The organism is Mycobacterium sp. 4858, from assembly GCF_900240975.1.
GTDB lineage: Bacteria > Actinomycetota > Actinomycetes > Mycobacteriales > Mycobacteriaceae > Mycobacterium.
This window is the reverse complement of record NZ_LT968776.1, coordinates 2782085-2806764: the sequence shown is the minus strand read 5'-3', so window position 1 is coordinate 2806764 and position 24680 is coordinate 2782085. Positions and strand designations below refer to the sequence as shown.

Annotated in this window: 25 protein-coding genes, 1 tRNA gene and 1 pseudogene; 12 read left to right on the top strand and 15 right to left on the bottom strand. The window is 69.2% G+C overall.

Translation table 11 applies throughout. The annotated features are described in order from the left end of the window. Window positions 1–12 precede the first annotated feature (12 nt). The 3 genes from folE to C1737_RS21740 form a co-directional block, all read right to left on the bottom strand. On the bottom strand, window positions 13–627 hold the full coding sequence (gene folE / locus C1737_RS21750) for a GTP cyclohydrolase I FolE (protein ID WP_068097792.1): 615 nt from the start codon (window positions 625–627) through the stop codon (window positions 13–15). 15 nt (window positions 628–642) lie between these two features. After that, complete coding sequence (gene ftsH / locus C1737_RS21745) at window positions 643–3012, bottom strand: ATP-dependent zinc metalloprotease FtsH (RefSeq protein WP_102419431.1); 2370 nt, start codon at window positions 3010–3012, stop codon at window positions 643–645. Window positions 3013–3199: 187 nt separating this feature from the next. After that, window positions 3200–3616, bottom strand: coding sequence for a VOC family protein (locus C1737_RS21740; protein WP_067916815.1), 417 nt, complete (start codon window positions 3614–3616; stop codon window positions 3200–3202). Between the two features lie 134 nt (window positions 3617–3750). Between C1737_RS21740 and C1737_RS21735 the strand changes: the two genes are divergently transcribed. Genes C1737_RS21735 through C1737_RS21725 form a run of 3 tightly spaced genes read left to right on the top strand, consistent with a single transcriptional unit; the run spans window position 3751 to window position 6916 of the window. Further along, window positions 3751–4719 (top strand): alpha/beta fold hydrolase, encoded by a 969-nt coding sequence (locus tag C1737_RS21735; RefSeq protein WP_102419430.1) that lies wholly within the window; start codon window positions 3751–3753, stop codon window positions 4717–4719. After that, complete coding sequence (locus C1737_RS21730; RefSeq protein ID WP_067916812.1) at window positions 4716–5903, top strand: LLM class flavin-dependent oxidoreductase; 1188 nt, start codon at window positions 4716–4718, stop codon at window positions 5901–5903. Before C1737_RS21735 ends, C1737_RS21730 begins: the two co-directional genes overlap by 4 nt. Continuing rightward, the gene (locus C1737_RS21725; protein WP_102419429.1) at window positions 5903–6916 is read left to right on the top strand and encodes a zinc-binding dehydrogenase; all 1014 of its coding nucleotides are present in this window, start codon (window positions 5903–5905) and stop codon (window positions 6914–6916) included. Before C1737_RS21730 ends, C1737_RS21725 begins: the two co-directional genes overlap by 1 nt. Before the next feature lie 30 nt (window positions 6917–6946). On the opposite strand, the gene C1737_RS21720 is transcribed toward C1737_RS21725, so the two are convergent. From C1737_RS21720 to C1737_RS27295, 5 genes and pseudogenes are all read right to left on the bottom strand, one after another. Then, the gene (locus tag C1737_RS21720) at window positions 6947–7231 is read right to left on the bottom strand and encodes a WXG100 family type VII secretion target (protein WP_067916808.1); all 285 of its coding nucleotides are present in this window, start codon (window positions 7229–7231) and stop codon (window positions 6947–6949) included. A gap of 40 nt (window positions 7232–7271) precedes the next feature. Further along, window positions 7272–7568: a WXG100 family type VII secretion target gene (locus tag C1737_RS21715; protein ID WP_102419428.1), complete on the bottom strand. Its 297-nt coding sequence runs from the start codon at window positions 7566–7568 to the stop codon at window positions 7272–7274. Window positions 7569–7645: 77 nt separating this feature from the next. After that, on the bottom strand, window positions 7646–8728 hold the full coding sequence (locus C1737_RS21710) for a PPE family protein (RefSeq protein ID WP_102419427.1): 1083 nt from the start codon (window positions 8726–8728) through the stop codon (window positions 7646–7648). A 28-nt stretch (window positions 8729–8756) separates the two neighbouring features. Next, on the bottom strand, window positions 8757–9191 hold the full coding sequence (locus C1737_RS27300) for a hypothetical protein (protein WP_233214871.1): 435 nt from the start codon (window positions 9189–9191) through the stop codon (window positions 8757–8759). A 133-nt stretch (window positions 9192–9324) separates the two neighbouring features. After that, window positions 9325–9618: pseudogene (locus C1737_RS27295) on the bottom strand (PE family protein); the annotation flags it as partial. A gap of 172 nt (window positions 9619–9790) precedes the next feature. On the opposite strand from C1737_RS27295, the gene C1737_RS21700 reads away from it, so the two are divergent. The 3 genes from C1737_RS21700 (at window position 9791) to C1737_RS21690 (ending at window position 12880) form a co-directional block, all read left to right on the top strand. Beyond that, window positions 9791–10135: a hypothetical protein gene (locus tag C1737_RS21700; RefSeq protein WP_067925297.1), complete on the top strand. Its 345-nt coding sequence runs from the start codon at window positions 9791–9793 to the stop codon at window positions 10133–10135. A gap of 51 nt (window positions 10136–10186) precedes the next feature. Further along, window positions 10187–11773, top strand: a complete 1587-nt coding sequence (locus C1737_RS21695) for an HNH endonuclease signature motif containing protein (protein ID WP_102419425.1) — start codon at window positions 10187–10189, stop codon at window positions 11771–11773. Between the two features lie 360 nt (window positions 11774–12133). Next, window positions 12134–12880, top strand: coding sequence for an SIMPL domain-containing protein (locus C1737_RS21690; protein WP_068097810.1), 747 nt, complete (start codon window positions 12134–12136; stop codon window positions 12878–12880). Between the two features lie 62 nt (window positions 12881–12942). On the opposite strand, the gene hpt is transcribed toward C1737_RS21690, so the two are convergent. The 4 genes from hpt to dacB are packed head-to-tail and all read right to left on the bottom strand — an operon-like array spanning window position 12943 to window position 16998. Beyond that, window positions 12943–13554 carry a hypoxanthine phosphoribosyltransferase gene (hpt, locus tag C1737_RS21685; RefSeq protein ID WP_067925288.1) on the bottom strand — a complete coding sequence of 204 codons (612 nt, stop codon included), beginning with the start codon at window positions 13552–13554 and terminating at the stop codon, window positions 12943–12945. Window positions 13555–13604: 50 nt separating this feature from the next. After that, entirely contained in the window at window positions 13605–14579 is a 975-nt protein-coding gene (tilS, locus tag C1737_RS21680; RefSeq protein ID WP_067925285.1) for a tRNA lysidine(34) synthetase TilS, read from the bottom strand. Beyond that, window positions 14558–15616, bottom strand: coding sequence for a zinc-dependent metalloprotease (locus C1737_RS21675; RefSeq protein ID WP_067925282.1), 1059 nt, complete (start codon window positions 15614–15616; stop codon window positions 14558–14560). Before C1737_RS21675 ends, tilS begins: the two co-directional genes overlap by 22 nt. Continuing rightward, window positions 15613–16998: a D-alanyl-D-alanine carboxypeptidase/D-alanyl-D-alanine-endopeptidase gene (gene dacB / locus C1737_RS21670; protein ID WP_068097813.1), complete on the bottom strand. Its 1386-nt coding sequence runs from the start codon at window positions 16996–16998 to the stop codon at window positions 15613–15615. Before dacB ends, C1737_RS21675 begins: the two co-directional genes overlap by 4 nt. A gap of 115 nt (window positions 16999–17113) precedes the next feature. On the opposite strand from dacB, the gene C1737_RS21665 reads away from it, so the two are divergent. Next, window positions 17114–17602: an inorganic diphosphatase gene (locus tag C1737_RS21665; protein WP_067925276.1), complete on the top strand. Its 489-nt coding sequence runs from the start codon at window positions 17114–17116 to the stop codon at window positions 17600–17602. A 47-nt stretch (window positions 17603–17649) separates the two neighbouring features. Continuing rightward, window positions 17650–18342 (top strand): hypothetical protein, encoded by a 693-nt coding sequence (locus tag C1737_RS21660; RefSeq protein WP_067925273.1) that lies wholly within the window; start codon window positions 17650–17652, stop codon window positions 18340–18342. Here the strand turns inward: C1737_RS21660 and C1737_RS21655 are convergent. Next, window positions 18339–19415, bottom strand: coding sequence for a DUF475 domain-containing protein (locus tag C1737_RS21655; protein ID WP_102419423.1), 1077 nt, complete (start codon window positions 19413–19415; stop codon window positions 18339–18341). The genes C1737_RS21660 and C1737_RS21655 overlap by 4 nt on opposite strands. Before the next feature lie 90 nt (window positions 19416–19505). Between C1737_RS21655 and C1737_RS21650 the strand changes: the two genes are divergently transcribed. Genes C1737_RS21650 through C1737_RS21640 form a run of 3 tightly spaced genes read left to right on the top strand, consistent with a single transcriptional unit; the run spans window position 19506 to window position 21854 of the window. Beyond that, window positions 19506–20783, top strand: a complete 1278-nt coding sequence (locus C1737_RS21650) for a hypothetical protein (protein ID WP_102420068.1) — start codon at window positions 19506–19508, stop codon at window positions 20781–20783. A gap of 22 nt (window positions 20784–20805) precedes the next feature. Next, on the top strand, window positions 20806–21510 hold the full coding sequence (locus C1737_RS21645) for a glycosyltransferase family 2 protein (protein WP_067925267.1): 705 nt from the start codon (window positions 20806–20808) through the stop codon (window positions 21508–21510). Beyond that, on the top strand, window positions 21507–21854 hold the full coding sequence (locus tag C1737_RS21640) for a DUF2304 domain-containing protein (protein ID WP_067925264.1): 348 nt from the start codon (window positions 21507–21509) through the stop codon (window positions 21852–21854). Before C1737_RS21645 ends, C1737_RS21640 begins: the two co-directional genes overlap by 4 nt. On the opposite strand, the gene C1737_RS21635 is transcribed toward C1737_RS21640, so the two are convergent. Beyond that, the gene (locus C1737_RS21635; RefSeq protein ID WP_102420067.1) at window positions 21851–22795 is read right to left on the bottom strand and encodes a GDP-mannose 4,6-dehydratase; all 945 of its coding nucleotides are present in this window, start codon (window positions 22793–22795) and stop codon (window positions 21851–21853) included. The two genes, C1737_RS21640 and C1737_RS21635, sit on opposite strands and share 4 nt — an antisense overlap. Here C1737_RS21635 and C1737_RS21630 point away from each other — a divergent pair. Next, window positions 22761–24569, top strand: coding sequence for a hypothetical protein (locus tag C1737_RS21630; RefSeq protein WP_199182904.1), 1809 nt, complete (start codon window positions 22761–22763; stop codon window positions 24567–24569). The genes C1737_RS21635 and C1737_RS21630 overlap by 35 nt on opposite strands. Window positions 24570–24593: 24 nt before the next feature. Here C1737_RS21630 and C1737_RS21625 read toward each other — a convergent pair. After that, window positions 24594–24669 (bottom strand) — tRNA-Thr (locus C1737_RS21625). Between the last annotated feature and the right edge of the window lie 11 nt (window positions 24670–24680).

Genomic DNA, 24680 nt, shown 5'->3' with positions numbered 1-24680 from the left:
CACAGGCGCGACTCACTTACGCAGGATGAGGTCGAGCGCTTCGGCTCGAGAAGCGGCGTTGGTCTTGAACAGCCCGCGTACCGCAGAGGTGGTGGTGACCGCGCCGGGCTTACGGACGCCGCGCATGGCCATGCACAGGTGCTCGGCCTCGATCACCACGATCACCCCGCGCGGATTGAGCTTCTTCATCAGGGCGTCGGCGATCTGGCTGGTGAGCCGTTCCTGCACCTGTGGCCGCTTGGCATAGAGGTCGACCAGTCGCGCGATCTTGGACAAACCAGTGACCCGTCCGTCGGCGCCGGGGATGTAGCCGACATGCGCCACACCGTGAAACGACACCAGGTGGTGTTCGCAGGTGGAGTACAGCGGGATCTCCTTGACCAGCACCAGTTCGTCGTGTTCCTCGTCGAACATCGTGTTCAGGACGCTGTCGGGGTCGGTGTAGAGCCCGGCGAACATCTCCTGGTAGGCGCGCGCCACGCGGGCCGGCGTCTCCCGCAGCCCGTGCCGGTCCGGGTCCTCGCCGACGGCGAACAGCAACTCCCGCACCGCGGCCTCGGCGCGCGCCTGATCGAACACCCGTGTCGGTTCAGTGGCGGTTTCCGGACCGAAACCCGTCAAGGCCATCGAATCCTCCGTTCGTCAGCCGTGAGCCGGCGGATTGGACCGGCTCACGTCGTCCTGCTCAGGAGACTTGCCGCCGTCCGGGTCGGGCAGACTCGGCGGCGGGTAGGGCGGATACGGCGGGTAGGGGGGCTGCGCCTGACCCTGCTGGCCCGGATGAGCCGGGTAGTGCCCCGCGGGCTGCGGCCAGTAGGGCTGCTGCGGGGCCTGTGGCGGCGGATACCAGTAGTTCGGCTGCTGGTCCGGCGGCGGCCATCCCGGCGCGTGCCAGCCCGCCGGCGCGCCGTAGTCCGGCTGGGTGGGCCCGTGCGGCACGCCGGGGCGGTGGCCGGCACCTTGAGATGCCTGAGAACCGTTGCCGCCGTTGTTCTTTCGGTCGGGATCGGGTCCCGCGGCGGCCGCGGCGGCCTGGCTGGCACGCGCGATGGCGGCCTTGAACGCCGGCTCGGGAACCGGCGGTGGCCAAGGCTCGCCACGCTCGATGGCCAGCTCGCCGGGCGTCTTGATCGGCGGCTTGTCCGACGGGATGCGGCCACCGAAGTCGTCGAACATGGTGAGCCTGGGCCGCTTTTCGACGCCGGCGAAAATGCCCTCCAGCTCGGCGCGGTGCAACGTCTCCTTCTCGAGCAGCTGACCGGCCAACGTGTCGAGGACGTCGCGGTATTCGGTGAGGATCTCCCACGCCTCGGTGTGGGCCGCCTCGATCAACTTGCGGATCTCGTCGTCGATGTCGCGGGCCACCTCGTGGGAGTAGTCGGCCTGCGTCCCCATGGTGCGGCCCAGGAACGGGTCGCCGTGTTCGGTGCCGTACTTGACCGCGCCCAGTTTGGAGCTCATCCCGAATTCGGTCACCATCGCGCGGGCCACCTTGGTGGCCTGCTCGATGTCGGACACCGCGCCGGTGGTCGGCTCGCGGAACACCAGTTCCTCGGCGGCGCGTCCGCCCATGGCGAACACCAGCTGCGCGATCATCTCCGAGCGGGTCCGCAGGCCCTTGTCTTCCTCGGGCACCGCCACGGCGTGCCCGCCGGTGCGTCCCCGCGCCAGGATCGTGACCTTGTAGATCGGCTCGATGTCCGGCATCGCCCAGGCGGCCAGGGTGTGGCCGCCCTCGTGGTAGGCGGTGATCTTCTTTTCCTGCTCGCTGATGATCCGGCCCTTGCGGCGCGGCCCGCCGATCACCCGGTCCACCGCCTCTTCGAGCGCGGCAGTGGTGATGACGGTGCCGTTCTCCCGGGCGGTCAGCAGGGCGGCCTCGTTGACGACGTTGGCCAGGTCGGCGCCGGTCATGCCGACGGTCCGCTTGGCCAAACCGTCGAGGTCGGCGTCGGGGGCGATCGGCTTGCCCTTCGAATGCACGGCCAGCACCGCGCGGCGGCCCGCCAGGTCGGGGTTGGACACCGGGATCTGCCGGTCGAAGCGGCCGGGGCGCAACAGCGCGGGGTCGAGGATGTCGGGCCGGTTGGTGGCGGCGATGAGGATGACGCCGGCGCGGGGGTCGAACCCGTCCATCTCGACCAGCAGCTGGTTCAGCGTCTGCTCGCGCTCGTCGTGGCCGCCGCCGAGGCCCGCGCCGCGCTGGCGGCCCACGGCGTCGATCTCGTCGACGAAGATGATGCAGGGGTTGTTCTGTTTGGCCTGCTCGAACAGGTCGCGCACCCGCGACGCGCCGACGCCGACGAACATCTCGACGAAGTCGGAGCCGGAGATGGTGAAGAACGGCACCCCGGCTTCCCCCGCCACCGCGCGGGCCAGCAGCGTCTTGCCGGTCCCGGGCGGGCCGTAGAGCAGCACCCCCTTGGGGATCTTGGCGCCCAGCGCCTGGTAGCGGCCGGGGTTCTGCAGGAAGTCCTTGATCTCGTAGAGCTCTTCGACGGCCTCGTCGACGCCGGCAACGTCGGCGAACGTGGTCTTCGGCATGTCCTTGTTGAGCAGCTTGGCCCGTGATTTGCCGAACCCGAAGCCCATTCGGGCGCCGCCCTGCATGCGGGAGAACATCACGAACAGGCCCACCAGCAACAGCAGCGGCAGCACGTAGACCAGCAGCTCGCCGAGGATGCTGCCCTGGTTGACGACCGTGCTGACCTTGGCGTTCTTAGCGCTCAGCGCGTTGAACAGGTCGACGGCGTACCCGCTGGGGTACTTGGTGATCACCTTGTCGGAATTGTCGGTGTCGTTATTGCCCTTTTTCAGGGTCAACCGCAGCTGCTGCTCGCGATCGTCGATCTGCGCGTTCTTGACGTTGTCACCGTTGATCTGCGCCACCGCCACCGACGTGTCGACGGGCTTATAGCCGCGGGTGTCGTCGCTGAAGTAGAAGAACGACCAACCGAGCAGCACCACGACTGCAATCGCCGTGACGGTGCGAATAAGGTTTTTCCGGTTCATCAATCATCGGCCTTGGTGGCCAGGTCCTTCCCCGATATACACGCAGCTCGAAAAGTCCAGGTTACCGCTCGTGGCGATCGCCAGCTCCGGCAGAGCCGGGGCGCTGGGGGTCGCCACCATCTGTGCGTACAACGCCCGGGGGTTCCCGCCGGGCCCTTGAGCCGGGCACTCATCCCGGCGATATCCGTCAGTCGTAATAGCGGGCCTCGACGACGTTGCCGTCCGGATCGGCGAAGTAGTAACCCTGCGGGGCCCAGCCGCGCGCCCCGAAGGTGGGACTCAACCTCGCGCCGGTGTCCACCCCCTCCGCCTGCAGGCGCTGGTCGAGCGCGTCGTACTCCGGTTTGGACAGGGCGAGGCAGACATGGTTGACCGGGTGCCCGGCGCTGCCTGCCGTCCGGGTCAGAGACTCGGTGGAGGCGGCGTCGGCCACCGGCAACAAGTCGATGATCGAGTCCTCACACACCCGCACGCTCGGGAACGGCGCATCGCCGGCCTCGTACTCGGCAAACCGGACCGGCTCCAAACCGACCACCCGCGTATAGAAATCCATCGAGGCGCGCGGACTCCTCGTCCACAGGACGACGTGGTCAAGCCGCTTCATTCGAGTCCACCTGCTTTCGCGTAAATGCGAGGGCTTCACGGCGATATCTACCAGGCGACCAAAGCCGTTGGAATGCTATTCGCAATCAGCGCGAATACTTCTCAGCCCCGGACGGGTTGTGCTTTGGTGACAGGGTGCTCACATCAACCGAACGGTTAGTAGAGACCAACGGTGTCCAACTGCGCGTGACCGAGGCGGGAGAGCGCGGCGCACCCGTCGTGATTTTGGCCCACGGCTTTCCCGAACTCGCCTATTCGTGGCGCCACCAGATACCGGTCCTCGCCGAGGCGGGTTACCGCGTGCTGGCGCCCGACCAGCGTGGCTACGGCGGTTCCTCGCGTCCGGACGCGGTCGACGCATACGACATCCACCAGCTGACCGCCGACCTGGTCGGCCTGCTCGACGACGCCGGCGCCGAACGCGCCGTCTGGATCGGACACGACTGGGGCGCCGCCGTGGTGTGGAACGCCCCGCTGCTGCACCCGGATCGCGTCGCAGCCGTCGCCGCGCTGAGCGTCCCCGCGGTGCCCCGATCGAAGGTCGCGCCGACGAGGGCGTGGCGCAAGGCATTCGGCGAGAACTTCTTCTACATCCTGTACTTTCAGGAACCCGGCGTCGCCGACGCGGAACTCAACGCCGACCCCGCCCGGACGATGCGGCGGATGCTGGGTGGGCTGCGGACGCCCGGCGACAAGGCCGCGGGCCTGCGGATGGTGGCCCCCGGTGCCGAGGGGTTCATCGACCGCCTTCCGGAACCCGACGGGCTGCCGGACTGGCTGAGCCAGGAGGAACTCGACCACTACATCGCCGAGTTCTCCCGCACCGGCTTCACCGGCGGCCTGAACTGGTACCGCAACTTCGACCGCAACTGGGAGACCACCCCCGAGTTGGCCGACGCGAAAATCACTGTGCCGGCGCTCTTTATCGGGGGGACCGCCGACCCGGTGTTGACGTTCACCCGCGCCGACCGCGCGGCGCAGTTGATCACCGGCCCCTACCGCCAGGTGATGATCGACGACGCGGGGCACTGGTTGCAGCAGGAACGGCCCGACGAGGTGAACGCGGCCCTATTGGACTTCCTCAATGGATTGGAGCTGCGATGAGCGCGCCACTTCGCTTCGGTGTCTTCATCACACCGTTTCACCCGATCGGTCAATCGCCCACCGTGGCTTTGGAATACGACATGGAGCGAGTGGTCGCGCTGGATCGGCTCGGCTTCGACGAAGCGTGGTTCGGCGAACACCACTCCGGTGGCTACGAACTGATCGCCTGCCCGGAGGTCTTCATCGCCGCCGCGGCCGAGCGGACGAAACACATCCGGCTGGGTACCGGCGTGGTTTCGCTGCCCTACCACCATCCGCTGATGGTGGCCGATCGCTGGGTGCTGCTCGACCATCTCACCCGCGGCCGGGTGATGTTCGGCACCGGCCCCGGCGCGTTGCCGTCGGATGCCTACATGATGGGCATCGACCCGGTCGACCAGCGGCACATGATGCAGGAGTCGTTGGAGGCGATCCTCGCGCTGTTCCGCGCCGGGCCGACCGAGCGAATAGACCGCCACACCGACTGGTTCACGCTGCGCGAGGCGCAACTGCACATCCGGCCGTACACCTGGCCCTATCCCGAAATATCGACGGCGGCAATGATTTCCCCGTCCGGGCCGCGGCTGGCGGGCGCGCTGGGCACGTCGTTGCTGTCGTTGTCGATGTCGGTGCCCGGCGGCTACGCCGCGCTGGAGACCACCTGGGACGTGGTGCGCGAGCAGGCCGCCAAAGCCGGCCGGGACGAGCCGGATCGGGCCGACTGGCGTGTGCTGAGCATCATGCACATCGCGGACAGCCGCGAGCGGGCCATCGACGACTGCACCTACGGGCTGCAGGATTTCGCCAACTACTTCGGCGCCGCCGGGTTCGTCCCCTTGGCCAACACCGTCGAGGGTGCCCAGACGCCGCACGAGTTCGTCGAAGACTACGCGGCCAAGGGCAATTGCTGCATAGGAACCCCCGACGACGCGATCGCCCACATCGAAGACCTGCTCGACCGCTCAGGCGGTTTCGGCACGCTGCTGATGCTGGGCCACGACTGGGCCTCCCCCGAGGCGACGTATCACTGCTACGACCTGATGGCGCGCAAGGTGATCCCCCATTTCAAGGGACAGCTCGCGGCGTCGCGCTCGTCGCACGACTGGGCCAAGGGCAACCGCGACCAGTTGATCGGCCGAGCCGGTGAGGCCGTGGTGAAAGCCATCACCGAGCATGTCGAAGAACAGAAGGGCGTGAGGAACTGATGCGCGCCGCGGTATTGCGCGACGGCCGGATGGTCTATCGGGACGATGTGCCCGACCCCGTACCCGAGGCCGGGCAGGTGCTCGTCGGCGTGCGGGCCTGCGGGATATGTGGCTCCGACCTGCATTTCGCCGCTCACGGCGCACACGTGCTCGAGATGAGCGAGCGGGTGGCCGGCGGGGCGGGTGGCATGCATGTCGACTTGGATCACGACGTCTTCATGGGCCACGAGTTCAGCGCCGAGGTGCTCGAGGCCGGCCCCGGCACCGAAACCCACCCTCCGGGCACGCTGGTCACCTCGCTTCCGGTGCTGTTGTCCGCCAAGGGCGTCGAACCGATCGTCTACAGCAACAGCACCATCGGTGGCTACGCCGAACGCATGCTCCTCTCGGCCGCGTTGCTGCTGCCCGTCCCGAACGGCCTGGACTTCAAACATGCGGCCCTGACCGAGCCCATGGCGGTGGGGCTGCACGCCGTCAACAAGTCCAACGTCACCCCGGGGGAGACAGCCCTGGTCATCGGCTGCGGTCCGATCGGCATCGCGATCATCGCTGCGCTGCGGGCCCGGGGGGTGGAAAACATTGTGGCGTCGGACTTCTCGCCGAAGCGACGGGAACTCGCCAGCGCCATGGGTGCACATCGGACGCTCGATGCCGCACAGGGTTCCCCGTTCGACTCCGTCAAACCGGCCGTCGTATTCGAGGCGGTCGGAGTGCCTGGGATCATCGACGACGTGCTGCTCCGGGCCCGGCCGGGCACTCGCCTGGTGGTCGCCGGCGTTTGCATGCAGCCCGATACCGTGCATCCGTTCTTCGCCATCGCCAAAGAGATCAACGTCCAGTTCGTCCTTGCCTACACCCCGGAGGAATTCACCGACTCGCTGCGTGCGCTGGCCGAGGGCGATATCGACGTGAGTCCACTGATCACCGGAGAGGTCGGCCTGGACGGGGTCGGCGAGGCCTTCGACGAACTCGCCGACCCCGAGCGGCACTGCAAGGTTCTGGTCACCCCTTAGGTTCACGAGACCCATGGTGGCGACCCGCTGCTAGGCCCAGCTGGATCCGACGGCGCTGTCGGTGCTGGCCATGTTGCTGCCGGCGGTCTGCACCTTCTGGCCGTGGGCGTTGGCCTGGTCGTAGATCACCTGGAAGTTGCGACCCAGCTGGATGACGAACTCCTGGCACGCCGCCGAGCCCGCACCGCCCCAAAAGTCGCCGGCGGCAAGCACATCGCGGACGATGGCCTGGTGCTCGGCCTCCAGAGACGCGGCCTGGGCGCGGATCAGGGCACCGTGGGCGTCGACATCGCCGAATTGATAGTTGATGGTCATGGTTGATCGTCTCCTGTTGGTAGAAGGTTGATGTGTTGGGTCAGTCGCCCAGGATCTGCTGTGAAGCCTGCTCTTGCTGCTCGTAGTTGTTGGCGTCGCGGATCAGGCCGTCGCGCACGCCGTGCAGCATGTTGACGATGTTGCGGAAGGCCTGATTCATCTGGCCCATGGTGTCGTACGAGGTGGCCTGCGCCTGGCCGCTCCAGCCCGCGCCGGCGATGTCCTGCGACGACACCCACATCTTGCGGGCCTCGTCCTCCACCGTTTGCGCGTGGACCTCGAAGCGGCCCGCCATCGCCCGCATCTCGTGCGGATCTGTCATGAAACGTGTTGCCATTGGGGTTCTCCTTCGAAAGTGGTTGTTGTGATCGAACTTTGGTCATCGGTACGTCGTCGAAAGTGCCTCTCCTTCCGTCATCCGACCACGCGCGGCAATACGCTTGCGGGTGCCGGCATGGTGCCGCCGAACCCGCGTATCTCCATGCCGCCCACCTGGGCCGCGGAGCTACTCGGGGGCCTCAGCATTCGAGCCGCGGCGCCGGCGCCCGCCAGTGGTGCGCCGGCCGGGGCGGCGGTCCCGGGGGTCGCCGCGGTCCAGCTAGGAGGAACCGACAAGCCTCCGACCGGGGCGGCCTGGCCCATCACCGCCGACGGCATCAGTCGCGCGGGTGCCAGTCGCTCGGGCGCGGGCATCAGCGGCTGAGCGGGGATGAAGCGTTGCATGCCGGGCATCGCCACCGGGGAGAAGGCCCCGGATGCGCGCATGGCGGTCGCGAGGCCCGCGCCGGACGGGGTCGCCCCGCCTACGCCCGATGTGGCCGCGCCGGACCCCTGACCGAAGGGCGTGCCGAGCAGGTCGGCGAAGCTGCCGATGGCAGAGGGGAAGCTGCTCGCCAGCGATGACGCTGACGAATTGAGCGTCGACGGCAGCCCCATGGTGGCTTGAGTGGCCATTCCCTGCATGCCGCCCGCGGTGGTGGTGGGCGGTGCGACCGCCATCGGTTCGAGCATGGCGGCCGCCGCCGACGAGCCGGCGTAGGCGTACATGGCCATCGCGTCCTGGGCCCACATCTCGCCGTACTGCGCCTCGGTAGCCGCGATCGCCGCGGAGTTTTGACCGAGGAAGTTGGTCGCGACCAGCATCATCAGCGTGGAGCGGTTGGCGGCGATCAGCGGCGGCGGCACGGTCGCCGCGAACGCAGCCTCATGTGCGACGGCGGCCGCCGTCGCCTGCATCCCCGCCTGCTCGGCCTGCGCGGCCGTGGCATGCATCCAGGCCACGTAGGGAGCCGCCGCGGTGGCCATCGCCACCGAAGAGGGGCCCTGCCAGCCCAGCTCGGTGAGGTCGACGATCACCGTCCCGTAGCTCGTCGCAGCTGAACGCAGCTCCGCGGCCAGGCCCTCCCAGGCCATCGCCGCCGCCAGCATCGACGCCGGCCCGGGCCCCGCGTACATCAGCCCGGAATTGACCTCCGGGGGCATCGCACCGAAATCCATGAGTGTTCCTTTCCTTTTGCGTGGATCGCTATGCCAGTGCCGGCAAGGGCTTGGGGCCGGCAACAGCGCTGAAGGCCCGGTTCGCGTGCACGACGTGCTCGCCCGGCGGGTGCGGGGCAGCCGCGAGCGGCATCCGGTGGAGGGGCGCTGTCGGCGCCAGCTGCGAAGGCGACACGTGCTGGCCGGCCCCCACGCTCGGACGCTCGGCGTGCTCGACGGGCGCCGTCGGTGCTCCCTGCGAAGGCGAAATATGCTGCCCGGCAACAATGTTCGGACGTTCGACCCGCTCGGGCGGCGCCGGATGGGCCGGTGCCACGTGCTCGACGCGCTGCGGGGGCGTCATCCGCGCGGGCGAAAGGTGCTCGACCCGGGCCGCGGGGTGCGCGCCGTAGCCGCCGCGCCCGTACGGGGCCTGGTGGCGGCCATAGTCGGCATTGGCATAGCCGCCGTGCTGCGGCGTCATGTGGCCGCCGTAGTTGCCGCCCCCGCGCCAACCCTGACCGAGGGGCGTCGCCGCCGGCAGCGAGCCGGGACCCGCGCCGACGGGGGCGCCTGGCAACAGGGGCCATGTGCGCGGGCGGCAGGTGACCGCCCGCGGCTTGCGTCGCGTTCGCGGCCTCGGTGGCCGAATACGAATCGGCGCTCAGGCCGAGGGCTTTGACGAACTCCTCGTGGATCATGCTCGCCTCGGCGCTGATCGCCTGATACTGCTGGCCGTAGCCGGCGAAGGCCGCCGCGGTCATTGCCGAGACTTCGTCGGCTGCCGCCGGGACCACCCCCGTGATCGAGAAGGCGGCAGTCGAGTTGGCCGCGGCTACCGCGGAACCGATCGCCTGCAGCTGGCCGGCTGCCGCTTGCAGCAGTTCCGGGACTGTGGTCAGGAACGACATGTGTCTTCTCCTCGTGAATGCCTGGATTCGGCTTAAGTTGTCGTGCTTGCGGACACTATGTCATAAATTATGACTTTATGTCTAGCCCTGAGTATGCATTTCTGTCTTTTGGCCTACAACTCGCTGGTGGAGACACTTTGCCCGTCTTTCGGCACCGAGTTACGCTGGGCGGATGCCACGAACTAATGCCGCCGGCTGGGGGCTGAGGCGCCTGCTTGAGGCGACGCTGAACCGCGACATCACCGTCGAGCAGTTACGCGACGCCTGCGGCGTCACCAAAGGGCGCTGGTACGGCGCCGCCGGGCGCGCCAACGCCGACGACTTCCCGGACGCCGAGGAGGCCAGACGCGCCGCGCACGCGTTCGGGCTCAGCGCTACCTGGCTACAGGTCGAACTCGGCCTGATCACCCCGGAAGACGTGCACGGGGCCTTGGGCGACGGCCAGTCCCTCGACCCCTTCCGGGCCACGACGCGTCAGCGGGTCGTGATGCCGAATCCGGAGGCCTCGCGGGAGTGAGCACCCGCCGGCTGCATTCGTTGGTCGTAGGGACCGGTTATAATCGAACACATGTTCGAATCAATGCCTCCCCCGGCGTCCCTCGTGGAGCTGATCGAGTCGACGCACCGGCAGGAGTCAGTGCTGGTGGCGCGCCGGCTGGCCGCGGTCGCGGCGCTGCTGAGGCACCGGGTGGCCGCTGCAGAGCGGGCTGAGCGCCCGCGCGAATACGCGGCGATCGACGGGTTCGAGCAGGCCGCTGCCGAGGTTGCCGCCGCGATGAACCTCTCCCCCGTGGCGGCCAGCTACGTGGTGTCGTACGCGGAGGCGCTGGACACCCGGTTGCCCAAGGTCGGGGCCCTGCTCGCGGACGGCCGGACGGATTGGCGCACAGTGCGCCTGATCATCAGCCGCACCGATCTGGTGACCGACGAGAAGCTGATTGCCGAGATCGACCGATCGCTGGCCGAACGCATCGGCAGCTGGCACGGCTGGTCCAAGCAGCGGATCATCAACGCCGTCGACGCCGCCGTGCGAGCCGCCGATCCCGACGCCGCCCGCGAGCGCCGGGTGACCGCCCAGAACGACCGCTACGTCGGAATCAGCACCAAAGACGATGGGATGGCCGACATTTACGGGTCGGTCGCCGCCACGGCTGCGACGGCCTTCGACCGACGGCTCTCACAGCTCGCCAAGCAGGTGTGCGCGGCGGACCCTCGGACACTGGATCAACGCCGGGCCGACGCGCTCGCCGCGCTGGCCGAGGGGCGCGGGTTGGTCTGTGCCTGCGGAGAACCGGAGTGCCCCAACCGGACCAGTGAGCGCGGCCCGGACCGTGGGGCCGCGGCGCAAGTGGTCATCAACGTGGTGGCCAGCGACCAGACCGTCCACGCGGGTGGCGGTGAGCCCGGCTACCTCGAGGGCTACGGCGTCATCGACGCCGAGCAGGTGCGCGACTTGGCGGCCGCGGCATCCGTACTCATAGCCGACCCGGTGACTAGTCCGGTCGAGGCGTTGCGCTATCAGCCATCGGCGGCGCTGGAACGGGCCGTCCGGTGCCGCGATCTCACGTGCCGCTTCCCCGGCTGCAGCCGGCCGGCCGTCGTCTGCGACCTCGACCACACCATTCCGTTCAACCACCAGAACCCTGCGGCCGGCGGGCCGACGGTCGCGGAGAACCTCAAATGCCTGTGCCGACAACATCATCGGCTCAAAACCTTCGGTGGATGGCGCGACAAGCAACTGGCTGACGGCACCGTCATCTGGGTCTCACCCGCCGGGCGAACGTATCGCACCTCGCCCGCCGGTGCCGACCTGTTCCCCCGGACCGGCCGCCCGGCCTGCGCGCCGCCTTTGCCCGCGAGAAGAACCCGCTCACAGCAACGAAGCGCGCGAATTGCTCAGGCACGCAAGCACAACCGCGTGCAGCGGCCGATCAACGAAGCCCGGCGAGCGCTGGAGGAGGCCCGCCAGCAGGAAATCGCCGCGCGAAAATTCCGTAACCACATGCGCGACATGCTCTTTCTGTTCAAAGGCGCACCCAGCACCAGCCCGTTCTGCACCTGGGTGAACGATCCCAAAGAACCCGAAGAGCTGCCGCCGGACTGGATTCCCGACGAACCGGCCCCGCAGCCGTTGCCGGACGATCCACCCTTCTGACGGGAGCGTGCCGCGCGGGGCTCAAAAGTGGTTCTCGACAACGCCTTTCAGCGCCAGTTGCGGGCGCCGAGTCGGACGCCAGGACACGTTAGGGCAGTGACGTCCGGCGACGACACCCTCGGGGACGCCAATTCATCGCCGAGTCGATAACTGTTCACTTAGCTGGCCGGAAATGCTGCAGCATTTGATCCGGACATGAGAAACGTTGCAAACAAATATGTTTGGGGACATATATGAATCTATATGTGGTTGCTGGTCGAGTCCGTATGGTTTGCCGGGCCGAACCGGTCGGGTCGCCAGCGGTTGCGGTTGGCACGGGAGCACCGCATCGGCACGGCCCGAGCGGCTAGGGTGCCAGGCATGCCGGTCGCAACGAACGCCCCGAGGTTTGCCCGCAGATTGATCGCCTTGGCCGTCGCCGGCCTGGCGACCGCGACGGTGTCGGCCTGCGATTCCCCGCCTTCGACGCCCGCGCCCGGGGTCAACCCGCGTCAGGTCACCGTCTTCGGGTCGGGACAGGTCCAAGGCGTCCCGGACACCCTGACCGCCGACGTCGGCATCGAGTTCACGGCGCCCGACGTCACCGCCGCGATGAACCAGACCAACGACCGTCAGCAAGCCGTCATCAACGCGTTGGTCGGTGCCGGCGTCGACCACAAGGACATCAGCACCACCGAGGTCACGCTGCAGCCGCAGTTCAACAACCCCGAACCCAACGGCACCGCGAGGATCACCGGATACCGCGCCACCAACGCCATCACGGTCAAGATCCACCCGCCCGACGCCGCGTCGCGGATGCTGGCCCTGATCGTCGCGACCGGCGGGGACGCCACCCGGATCAAGTCGGTCAGCTACTCCATCGCCGACGACTCACAGCTGGTGAAGGATGCACGCGCCCGGGCGTTCAACGACGCCAAGAGCCGCGCCGAACAGTACGCCCAGCTGTCCGGGCTTCGGCTGGGCAGGGTGCTGTCGATTTCGGAGGCCACCGAACCGACGCCGGGCAGAGCGCCGGCGCCGCCGAAGGCCATGCCGAGCATGGTCCCGCTGGAGCCCGGCCAGCAGACGGTGAGCTTCTCGGTGACCGCGGTGTGGGAGCTGGACTAGCCTGATGGCGGCGGCCCGCCGCGCCCGGCTTCGCCGCGCTTGCGCTCGCCGCTAGAGAGGACCTACTGCTGGTAGACCCTGGGGTCCAGGGTGCCGATGTAGGACAGGTCGCGGTAGCGCTCGTCGTAGTCCAGGCCGTAGCCGACGACGAAGTCGTTCGGGATGTCGAAGCCCACGTAGGCGATGTCGACGTTGGCGCCCTTCGCGTCGGGCTTGCGCAGCAACGTGCACACGCGCAGCGAACGCGGATGGCGGCTGGTGAGGTTCCGCAGCAACCACGACAGGGTCAGGCCCGAGTCGACGACGTCCTCGACGATCAGCACATCACGGCCCTGGATGTCGCGGTCCAGGTCTTTGAGGATCCGCACCACGCCGGACGACGACGTGGACGACCCGTACGAGCTGACGGCCATGAACTCGAACTGGGTCGGCACCGGGATCGCCCGCGCGAGATCGGTGACAAAGATCACAGCACCCTTGAGCACGGTGATCAGCAGCAGATCCTGGCCGGTCTCGGCCATGACGTCGCGGTACTTCGCGCCGATCTCCTCGCCGAGTTCGGCGATTCGCGCCTGAATCTGCTCGGCGGTGAGCAGCACCGACTTGATGTCCCCCGGGTACAGCTCCACGGGCTGCGCGGGGGTGATCGCCGAGGAGATCTGGGCCACGCCCACAGAGTGCCACGCCGACGTCCGAATAACCAACGGCGACCCCGGTATTGCGCCTATCGGGCGGGCTTCTCAACCGGTTCACGCCACAGGGTCAACACTCCGTCGCGCCGCCCCGCGATCAACCGCTCGTCGCGCAGCGCTGACCCGACCGCCACCCCGCCCTGCCCGCGCCAGGCGGTCACAAGCGCGTCGACGCCGCGGATCTGCTTGTCCGTCAGACCGATTGCGCCCCCCGCCAGGAGCCAGCCGCGGATCACCCGGCGCCGCACCGGGGCGGGCAGCGCGGCCAGAGCCTCGGTCCGCAGGCCCGCGTCCGCCTTCGCCTCAGGCAGCGCCCGGGCGGCGAGGGTGTCGAGCAGCTCGGTGTCCTCGCGCAGCGCCGTCGCCGTCCGGGCCAGCGCCTGGGCCACCCCGCCGCCCAGCACGTCCTCCAGCAGCGGCAACACCTCCAGGCGCAGCCGGGTCCGGGTGAAGCGGCGGTCGGTGTTGTGCGGATCCTGCCACGCGGTCAGGCCCAGCTCACGGCAAGCGGCGTGGGTCACCACGCGCCGCACGCCCAACAATGGCCGGCCCCACGGCGAGTCGTACGGGCGCATCCCGGCGATCGACCGCACGCCCGAGCCGCGGCCCAGCCCCAGCAACACCGTCTCCGCCTGGTCGTCGAGCGTATGACCCAGCAGCACCGGACCGCCGTGGTAGGCGCTCAGCGCGGCATAGCGGGCGGCGCGGGCGGCCGCCTCGGGGCCGCCTTCGTTGCCCACGTGCACGCGAACCACTTGTGCGGCAACGCATCCCAGGGTTTCGGCTTGCTGTCGAGCGGTTTCCGCGACGGCGGCGGAGTCGGGTTGCAGGCCGTGGTCGACGATCACGGCGGTGGTGGGCCGCAGCTGGGCCGCCACCGCGGTCAACGCCAGGGAATCCGGGCCGCCGGACAGCGCCACGCACCATTGTTCGGCCGTCGCGACGTGCGTTTTGAGGAAGTCCTCGGCCGCCGCGCGCAGCTGCGCTACAGCACCCTGTCGATCCATCGCTGGGGTTCCTCGATCTCGGCGGGCACGGGCAGCGTCTCGGGGCCGGTCCAGATCGCGTTGAACCGCTCCATGCCGACCCGCCCCACCACGTGGTCGACGAATGCCTTGCCCCGCGTGTACTGGCTGAGCTTGGCGTCCAGGCCCAGCAGCGCGCGCACCAGCCGCTGCAGCGGCGGTTGTTTGCGGTTGCGGCGCTCGTCGAATCGACGGCGGATGGTGGTCACCGACGGCACCACCATCGGCCCGACGGCATCCATCACGTGGTCGGCGTGGCCCTCCAGCAGCGTGCCGAGCACCAGCAGCTGATCGAGGGCCTGGCGCTGCGGCTCGGACTGGATCGCGCGCACCAGGCCGACGATTCCCGACGGGCCGTCGTCCGCCGCCCCGTTGCCCCGGTTGCGGACGTAATCGGCGAGCCGGCTCGCCACCTGCCCGACGTCTTCCCCGGCGTCGCGCGTCAACAACCCCAGGGCCCGGGACATGTGCTCGGACAACCACGGGTTCGCGGTGAATTGCACCCGGTGGGTGACCTCGTGCAGGCAGACCCAGAGCCGGAAGTCGGAGGGCTCGACCCGCAGTTGCCGCTCGACGGCGATGACGTTGGGATACACCAGCAGCAGGCTTCCCTCTTTCGCGGCCTCTAGGCCCCGCGCGAACGGGTCGTACTGACCGAGGATGCCCGACGACACGAATGCCAGCACGGCCCCCGTCTGCGCGCCGGTGACCCGGCCCGTGAGAAAGCCCCGCGGCTTCTCCGCCCCGTTCATCATCACGCGCATCGACTCGGCCGCCGCGGCGATCCACTCCGGGCGGTCGACGATCCGGGCGGCGGGCACGGCCCCGTCGGTCACCAGGCCGGTGACCTCACGCACCGGCGGCTCGGCCTCGGCGGCCGACCTGGTGAGTTCGTCGATCACCTGCCGCCGGGTGTACTCGCTCGCCGGCGGCCCCGGCCGGGCCAACCGCTGGCCGACGGTGGCCGCGAAGCCCCAGTCGACGGCGCTGCCGAGCGTCAGCTCCGAGGTGGGCGTCATGAGCAACCACAGGACCAGAGCTTGGTGGCCAGGGCGTCCATCACGTTGCGGCCGTTGGGTCCGGCCGCGTTGGAGATGAAGGCGAAGGTGAGCACCCTGCCGCTGCGGTCGGTGAGCACGCCGGCCAAGGCGTTGGTGGCCGTCAGCGAGCCGGTCTTGGCGCGCAACCACCCCGCCGGCCCCTGATTGGACGCCGCGTCGGTGAAGCGGTCGGCCAGCGTCCCGCTGCCGGCGGCGATCGGGAGCAGGTCCAGCAGCGCGCGCAGCGCGGGCTGGTCGGGTCCGGCGGCGGCCTGCAGCACCCCGTCGAGCGTCTTGGCGGTCAGCCGGTCGTCGACGGACAGCCCGCTGGAGTCCATCAGCGTTATGCCTCCGGTGTCGACGTGCGCGGTGCTCAACCGGTTGGATACCGCGTCCGCGGCGCCGGCGAAGCTGCGCGGCCGGTTGATGGCGGCGGCCACCTCACGCGCGATGCACTCGGCCATCACGTTGTCGGAGTGGTCCATCATCTCGGACAGCCGCTGCACCAGCGGCGCCGACTGCACGACGGCCAGCTGCCGAGCTCCCGACGGTGCCGTCGCGATCGTCACGGCGCCGGGATCGAGGCCCAGCGCCTTGGCCAGCTCGCGCCCGGCATCGAGCGCCGGGGTTCGCGACCGCCGGGAGTTGACGGTGCTCGGCTGGATGCGCCCGGCGTCGATCATCACCGACTCGATCGGCGCGATGTCGCCGTTGTCGACGTCGGCGCCATCCCAGCCCTGCGCCATCGTCGGTCCGGTGAACGCCGAGGTGTCCACCTGCACCGCCGTCGGTGTCACGCCGCTGCGGCGGATCTGCTCGACCAAGTCGGCGAGCCGGGCCGACCCGCGGTACCAGGTGTCCACGCCGGGCGGCGCCGCCGACAGCACCGGGTCGCCGGCACCGACCAACACGACGGGCCCCTGGGCGTTCTGACTGCCGGCCACCACCCGCGTGCTGATCCGCGCCTGGTGGTCCAGGGTCAGCAGGGCCGCCGCGGCGGTCAGCACCTTGTTCGTCGACGCCGGCACCAGCGGCAGGTCGTCCCCGACCTGCCAAAGCTCTTTCCCGGTCAGGGCGTCGGTGACGCGGGCGCCCAGCCTGCCCAGGTTGGGATCGGCCGCGATGGCCGCGAGCGCGGCCGTCACCCCGGCGGGGCTGGGCGTCTCGGCGGTGTCGCTGACCGGCACCATCCCCGGTTTGACCGTCGGCGCGTGCGGAGGCGGCATGGGGGCGTGCGAGTTGTTTCCGCCATGCCCAGCCGAGGTGAAGAACGTCGCCGCCGCCACCACGGCGGCGACGAACGCCAGCACCGCCAACCCGACGAAGACATGGGTGGATTTTTGCCAGCGAGTGGGACCCATCGCTCTCCTGACTGTTTCCGACCCATTCTGCCGAATCCGGCGCAAAAGGCCTCGACTAGGGTGATGCCCGACGCAACGGACCACTTGCCACCCGCCCAGATCTAAGGAGCGCACAGTGCAATTCGACGTGACCATCGAGATCTTGAAGGGTCAGCGGAACAAGTACGAGATCGATCACGAGACCGGACGGGTGCGTCTGGACCGCTACCTCTACACCTCGATGGGCTACCCGACCGACTACGGGTTCATCGAGGACACCCTCGGCGAAGACGGCGACCCGCTGGACGCGATGGTGCTGCTGCCGCAGTCGGTGTTTCCTGGCGTCATCGTCGAGGCGCGCCCGGTGGGCATGTTCCGGATGACCGATGAGGCCGGTGGCGACGACAAAGTCCTCTGCGTGCCGGCCGGCGACCACCGCTGGGATCACATCCAGGACATCGCGGACGTCCCCGAGTTCGAACTGGACGTGATCAAGCACTTCTTCGTGCACTACAAGGACCTGGAGCCGGGCAAGTTCGTCAAGGCGGCCGACTGGGTCGGCCGCGCCGACGCCGAAGCCGAGGTGCAGCGCTCCGTGGAGCGGTTCAAGGCCGGCGGGCACTAACGCTCTTGGCGTAACCGCGCGTTGCTCGTCGGTGGCATCCTGGCGGTGTGACCCCGGTGTTGCATTTCGCCGCCAATTTCTGGTGGCTGGTTTTTCCACTGGGCGGTGCGATCGGCGGCGGCCTGCGGGCCGTAGCCGCCGCCAACGAGCGTCGGGCCGAACGCCGGCTGGAACGGTATCGGCTGAAGCAGCAAGCCAAAATCGCCATCGCCGAGGCATCGGGCCGGGCGCGGGCCAACGAGGACACCGATCGCCGAGAAGTCGCCAAACTTGTTTCGGCGCATGATCGTATCGACGCCCGATGGTTCGACTACGAGGTCGACATCGCGAAATTGCTGGACTTTCCGATGATGACCGACATGCGGGCCCCGCTGACCATCGCCTTCCATCGGGCGAAACGGCACGCGGACCTGCTGCGGCCGGAACCGCCCGAGGGCCTGGTCGGCAACCGGGACGCCCTGGTGGAATACCGCGACGCAGTCCACGAGTACGTCAGTGCGTTCGAGATCGCCGAGGCCGAGGCGATTCGCCGACGTCGCAGCGACTTCACGGCGGACGAGCAGCAGCGGATGGCGCGGGCCCAGAGCTTGCTGCACCTGGCCCAGGACGACGCGGCCACGCGCGAGGAACGGCAGAACGCCTACGCGCGGGCGAGCAAGGAACTGAACGGCCTGATCGCGCTGCCGGCCCCAGCGAGGGCCGGCATCGAACGGCGCATCGCCGGCCAGATCGAGGCCTAAGCCGGCCGCGCCGCGGCCTGTCGCCGATTGCGCAGCACGCTCCAGCCCAGCGCAGCGCCGATGAACACCACCCCGACCGAGGCGGTGAAAGCCTCGGGGACCTGGTATCGCGGGTTGACGGAGAGCAGCATGATCACCGAGAGCACCCCGATCGCCCAGTGCGCGCCGTGCTCCAGGTACACGTAGCGGTCCAGCGCTTCCTGCTTCACCAGGAAGATCGTGATGGACCGGACGAACATCGAGCCCACCACACCGAGACCCAGCGCGATGACGATCGGGTCCGAGGTGATCGCGAAGGCGCCGGTGACCCCGTCGAACGAGAAGGCGGCATCAAGCACCTCGAGATACAGAAACAGGCTGAGGCCGGCCTTTCCGACCGCGTTGCCGTTCGACACCGCCTCGAGGTCCGGCGGCCGAAACGCCCGGCTCAGACCGTTGACGACCAGGTACGTCACCAGGCCGAGCAGGCCGGCGGTCAGCACCGTCTCACTCTCGTCCCCGGAATGCGTCAGCCCGGTTCCGACGAGAACCAGCGCAACGACTGCCACCGCCACCGACACCTGCCCAAGCCGCCCGATGCGGGCGAAGGGGACCTCGATCCACTTGAGCCACTTGATGTCTCGGTCGTAGACGATGAAGTCCAAGAACAGCATCAACAGGAACATCCCGCCGAACGCCGCGATCTGTGGATGCGCGGCGCCGATCAGCTTCTCGTAGCTGGGCGAGCCGTCGGGGAATTCCAGCGCGCCGTGCGGCGGCGCGTGCAGCGCCAGCTCCATCGCGCGGACTGGGTCCAGGCCGGCGGTGGCCCACACGATCAGTAACGGGAAGAGCAGCCGCATGCCGAACACGGCGATGAGAATCCCGACGGTCAAAAACATCTGCCGCCAGAACGGGCTCATCTGCTTGAGGATCGCCGCGTTGATGATGGCGTTGTCGAACGACAGCGACACCTCGAGGGTGGCCAGCACCAGCAGTAAGAACAGGTCCCGCAGGCCGCCGTGGGCGTATCCGACCGCAAGGGCCGCCACGGTGACCAGCAGCGAGATCCCGAAGATGCGCAAGGCGGCCAAGGTCCTTTCCGACAGCCGCCCACGATAGCGAACCCCGGTCGCCGCCGCTGACCTGCGTCCACGGCCACTTACTATTTTCAAATTGTGGCGATGCCCGAAGTCGGCGGTACCCAAGCCCCCACCGGCACCGGTCCGATCACGCGCGGCAGCGTGACCCGGGTCGCCACCGCGACGGCGCTGACCGCCCTGTGCGGTTACGCGGTGATCTACCTGGCCGCCCGGGACCTGGCTCCGGACGGCTTCTCGGTGTTCGGGGTGTTCTGGGGGGCGTTCGGCCTGGCCACCGGCGCCGCCTTCGGGCTGCTGCAGGAGACCACCCGGGAGGTCCGCTCGAGCCGCCACCTCTCGGCGGCCCCGCCGGCCGCGGACGAGCCGCGGACCCACCCGCTGCGAGTGGCCATGCTGGTAGGCGTCGGCGCTGCCGTGGTGATCGCCGGCAGCTCGCCGCTGTGGAGCGCGCGGGTGTTCGTCGACCAACGCTGGCTGTCGGTGGCGCTGCTCAGCGTCGGGCTGGCCGGGTTCTGCGTGCACGCCACGCTGCTGGGCATGCTGGCCGGCACCGATCGGTGGACCGGTTACGGGGCGCTGATGGTGACCGACGCGGTCATGCGGGTGACGGTCGCCGCGGCCACCGTCGTCCTGGGCTGGCGCCTGGTCGGCTTCCTGTGGGCCACGGTGGCGGGTGCGGTCGCCTGGCTGATCATGCTGCTGGCCTCGCCCTCGGCCCGGTCCGCCGCCCGGCTCCGGACGCCGGGCGGCGCCCAGACCTTCCTGCGGGGGGCCGCCCATTCGATCACCGCCGCCGGCGCGAGCGCGGTTCTGGTGATGGGGTTTCCGGTGTTGTTGAAGCTGACCAGCAACGAGCTGGGGGCCCAGGGCGGGGTGATCATCCTCGCCGTGACGTTGACCCGGGCGCCGCTCCTGGTGCCGCTGACGGCCATGCAGGGCAACCTGATCGCGCATTTCGTCGACGCGCGCAGCGACCGGGTCCGCGCGCTGGTCGCCCCGGCCGCGATCGTCGGCGGCATCGGCGCGGTGGGGGTGCTGGCGGCCTGGGCCGTGGGCCCCTGGCTGTTGCAGGTGGCCTTCGGGCCGCAGTACCACGCCGGCGGCGCGCTGCTGGCCTGGCTGACCGCCGCGGCCGTGGCGATCGCGATGCTGACGCTGACCGGCGCCGCCGCGGTGGCGGCGGCGCTACACCGGGCGTACGCGCTCGGTTGGGTCGGCGCGACGGTGGCGTCGGGGTTGCTGCTGCTGTTGCCGCTGCCGCTGCAGACGCGCACCGTCGTCGCCTTGCTATGCGGCCCGCTGGTGGGAATCGGCGTTCATCTGGTGGCGCTGTCGCGCGCCGGGCGCCCCGCCGGCTGATCGCGTGTACCTTTTGGGCTGAATGGACACTGCATCACCCAAGTACGCGGGCGCCTGGATCGTCATCCCCGCCTTCAACGAAGCCACCGTCATCGGCGAGGTGGTCGCCGATGTGCGCTCCGTCTTCGACAATGTCGTCTGCGTGGACGACGGCAGCACCGACGGCACGGGTGAGGTCGCCCGGCGGGCCGGCGCCCACCTGGTGCGCCATCCGATCAACCTCGGCCAGGGTGCGGCCATCCAGACCGGCGTCGAGTACGCCCGCAAACAGCCTGGGGCGCAGGTCTTCGCCACGTTCGACGGTGACGGGCAGCACCGGGTCAAGGACCTGGCGGCGATGGTCGACCGGCTCTGCGCGGAGGACGTCGACGTCGTCATCGGGACGCGGTTCGGCGCGGCGATGGGCACCCGGCCGCCGTTTCTCAAGCGGCTCGTGCTGCGGACCGCCGCCCGGCTGAGCCGGCGCGGTCGCCGACTTGGCCTGACGGACACCAACAATGGGCTGCGGGTGTTCAACAGAAAGGTCGCCGACGGGCTGGACATCACCATGAGCGGCATGAGCCACGCCAACGAGTTCATCATGCTGATCGCCGAAAACCATTGGCGCGTCGTCGAACAGCCGGTCGAGGTGCTCTACACCGATTACTCGAAGTCGAAGGGGCAGCCGCTGCTCAACGGCGTCAACATCATCTTCGACGGTTTCCTGCGAGGGAGGATTCCTAAGTGAACTGGATCCAGGTGCTGCTGATCGGCTCGATCATCGCGCTGCTCGTCTATCTGCTGCGATCCCGTCGCAACTCGCGATCGAAGGCCTGGGTCAAGGTCGGCTACGTCGTCTTCGTGCTGGCCGGCATCTATGCCGTGCTGCGGCCCGACGACACCACGGTCGTGGCGCACTGGTTCGGGGTGCGCCGCGGCACCGACCTGATGCTCTACGCGCTCATCATGGCGTTCTGCTTCACCACGCTCAGCACCTACATGCGGTTCAAGGACCTGGAGCTGCGCTACGCGCGTCTCGCGCGCGCCCTGGCGCTCGAGGGCGCCCAGACGCCCGAACCCGAACGGACCTAGACCGTCTGGGCGTGACGGAAGTACTCGACCGTGCGGCGCACACCGTCGTCGAGCCGCACCTGCGGACGCCAGCCCAAGACCCGTTCCACCAAACCGATGTCGAGGCAGGACCGCCTCAGGTCGCCCAGCCGGTCCGGATGGAACTCCGGGTCGTCCGGACCCCCGACGGCCGCGGCCACCGCCGAATGCAGTTGGCGGTCCGAGGTTTCGATCCCGGTGCCGACGTTGAACCGCTGCCCTCCGCCGGCCTCCCCGGAGGCCCTGACGAAGGCGTCGACCACGTCGTCGACGAACACGTAGTCGCGGGTCTTCCCGCCGTCGCCGAACACCTTGGTCGGCTTACCCGACAGCAGCGCCTGGGCGAAGATCGCCACCACGCCGGCCTCGCCGTGCGGGTCCTGGCGGGGTCCATAGACGTTGGCCGGGGCGATGTGCGAGCACTCCATGCCGTACAGGTGGCGGAACGTGTTCAGGTAGATCTCGCCGGCCACCTTGCCGGCGGCGTACGGCGAGGCCGGATCCGTGGGCACCGTCTCGGGGGTCGGGTATACCGGCGGCGTGCCGTAGATGGATCCCCCCGAGGACGTGTGCACGATCTTGCGCACCCCGGTCATGCGGGCCGCGTCGGCCAGCCGGATGGTGCCGATGACGTTGACCGAGGCGTCGAATTGCGGGTCCGCCACCGAGTGCCGCACGTCGATCTGCGCGGCCAGGTGAAACACCACCTCCGGGCGGTGCTCGTCGAGGATGGCCCGCAGGTCGGCGGTGACGATGTCGGCTTCGGCGAAGACGTACGCCGGGTTGTCGGCCAGGTGCTCGATGTTGGTCGCGCGGCCGGTGGCGAAGTTGTCCAGCCCCACCACGGTGTGGCCGTCGGCCAGCAGGCGGTCGGCTAGCGTCGACCCGATGAATCCGGCAGCCCCGGTGACCAGTGCGCGCACCGGCCCACCATACATAGGGGTGGTGGCCGTCGCGCTGATCGCCGTCCAGCTGGGGATTCGCGCGGCGCTGGCGTTCGGGGGCTACTTCTACTGGGACGACCTGATCCTGATCGGCAAGGCCGGCACCCACAACCTGTTCGCGCCGGCCTACCTGTTCGACGACCACGACGGCCACGTCATGCCCGGCGCTTTCCTGCTCGGCGGCGCGATCATCCGGCTGGCCCCCCTGAACTGGACGGGGCCGGCGATCAGCCTGCTCGTGCTGCAGCTGCTGGCGTCGTTGGCGCTGCTGCGCGCCCTGCACGTCGTCCTCGGCTGGCGGCCGGTGCTGCTGATCCCGCTGACGTTCGCGCTGTTCACCCCGCTGGCCGTGCCGGGGTTCGCGTGGTGGGCGGCGGCGCTGAACTCGCTGCCGATGCTGGCGGCGCTGGCCTGGGTGTGCGCCGACGCCGTGCTGCTGGTCCGCACCGGCAACCGGCGCTACGCGGTGACGGGGACGCTGGTCTACCTCGGGGGGCTGCTGTTCTTCGAGAAGGCCGCGGTCATCCCGTTCGTCGCCTTCGCGGTCGCCGCGCTGCTGCGCCACGTGCAGGGCGATCCGGCGGCGCTGCGGACGGTGTGGCGCGCCGGGCTCCGGCTGTGGCTGGCGACGCTCGCGTTGACGGCCGGCTGGATCGCGCTCTATCTGGCCGTGGTGAACCAGCGGCGGTGGAGTTCCGACCTGGCGATGACGTCGCAGCTGCTGGCGCGGTCGGTCACGCACGGCATCGTCCCGGGGCTGGCCGGCGGGCCGTGGCACTGGGACCGGTGGGCGCCGGCCTCGCCGTGGGCGACGCCCCCGCCGTTGGTGATGGCGCTCGGCTGGCTGGTGCTGGCCGGCGCGCTGGTGGTGTCGCTGCTGCGCAAGCAGCGCATCGGGGCGGTGTGGCTGACCGCGGCCGGCTACGCCGTCGCCTGCCAGGTGCCGATCTATCTGATGCGCTCGTCGAAGCAGACCGCGCTGGAACTCGCCCAAACCCTGCGGTACTTCCCTGATCTCGTCTTCGTGCTGGCGCTGCTGGCCGCCGTCGCGTTCTGCGCGCCCAACCGGGCCGCCGGGCCGCGCTGGCTGGACGCCTCGCCCGGACGCGCCGCGGTGACGCTGGGTTTGGCGGCGCTGTTCGTCGCCAGCAGCCTGTACTCGACGGCGACGTTCCTGACCAGCTGGCGCGACAACCCGGCCCAGCGGTACCTGCAGAACGCCCGGGCCGATCTGGCCGCGGCGCACGCGGCGTCCACGGCGCCGCTGCTGGATCAGGAGGTCGATCCGCTGGTGCTGCAGCGGGTGGCGGCGCCGGAGAACCTGGCCAGCCACCTGTTCGCCCTGCTGCGAGACAGGCCCGAATTCGCCTCCGCCACAACCCGATTGCGGATGCTCGACAGCTCCGGCCGCCTGGTCAGGGCGCGGGTGACCTGGGTCCGGACCATCCTGCCGGGCCCCTTGCCGCAGTGCGGGTATTTCGCGCAGCCCGACCACCCGGCACGACTGGTCCTCGACGGGCCGCTGCTGCCCGCCGACTGGAGCGTCGAACTCAATTACCTGGCCAACAGCGAGGGAACGATGACGCTGACGATGACGCAGGGACCAGACGTCAAGGTCCCCGTGCATCCGGGGCTCAACCGGGTCTTCGTCCGGCTGCCCGGCGCGGGGGACGCGATCACCGTGCGCGCCAACACCACCGCGCTGGCGTTATGCCTCGCCTCGGGTCCGGTGGGTTTCCTGGCGCCGGCCTGAAAGCCGCGCCCGGCGGAAGAACTGTGGAGCCGCCTGGGGGAATCGAACCCCCGACCTATTCATTACGAGTGAATCGCTCTACCGACTGAGCTAAGGCGGCACACCCTGATG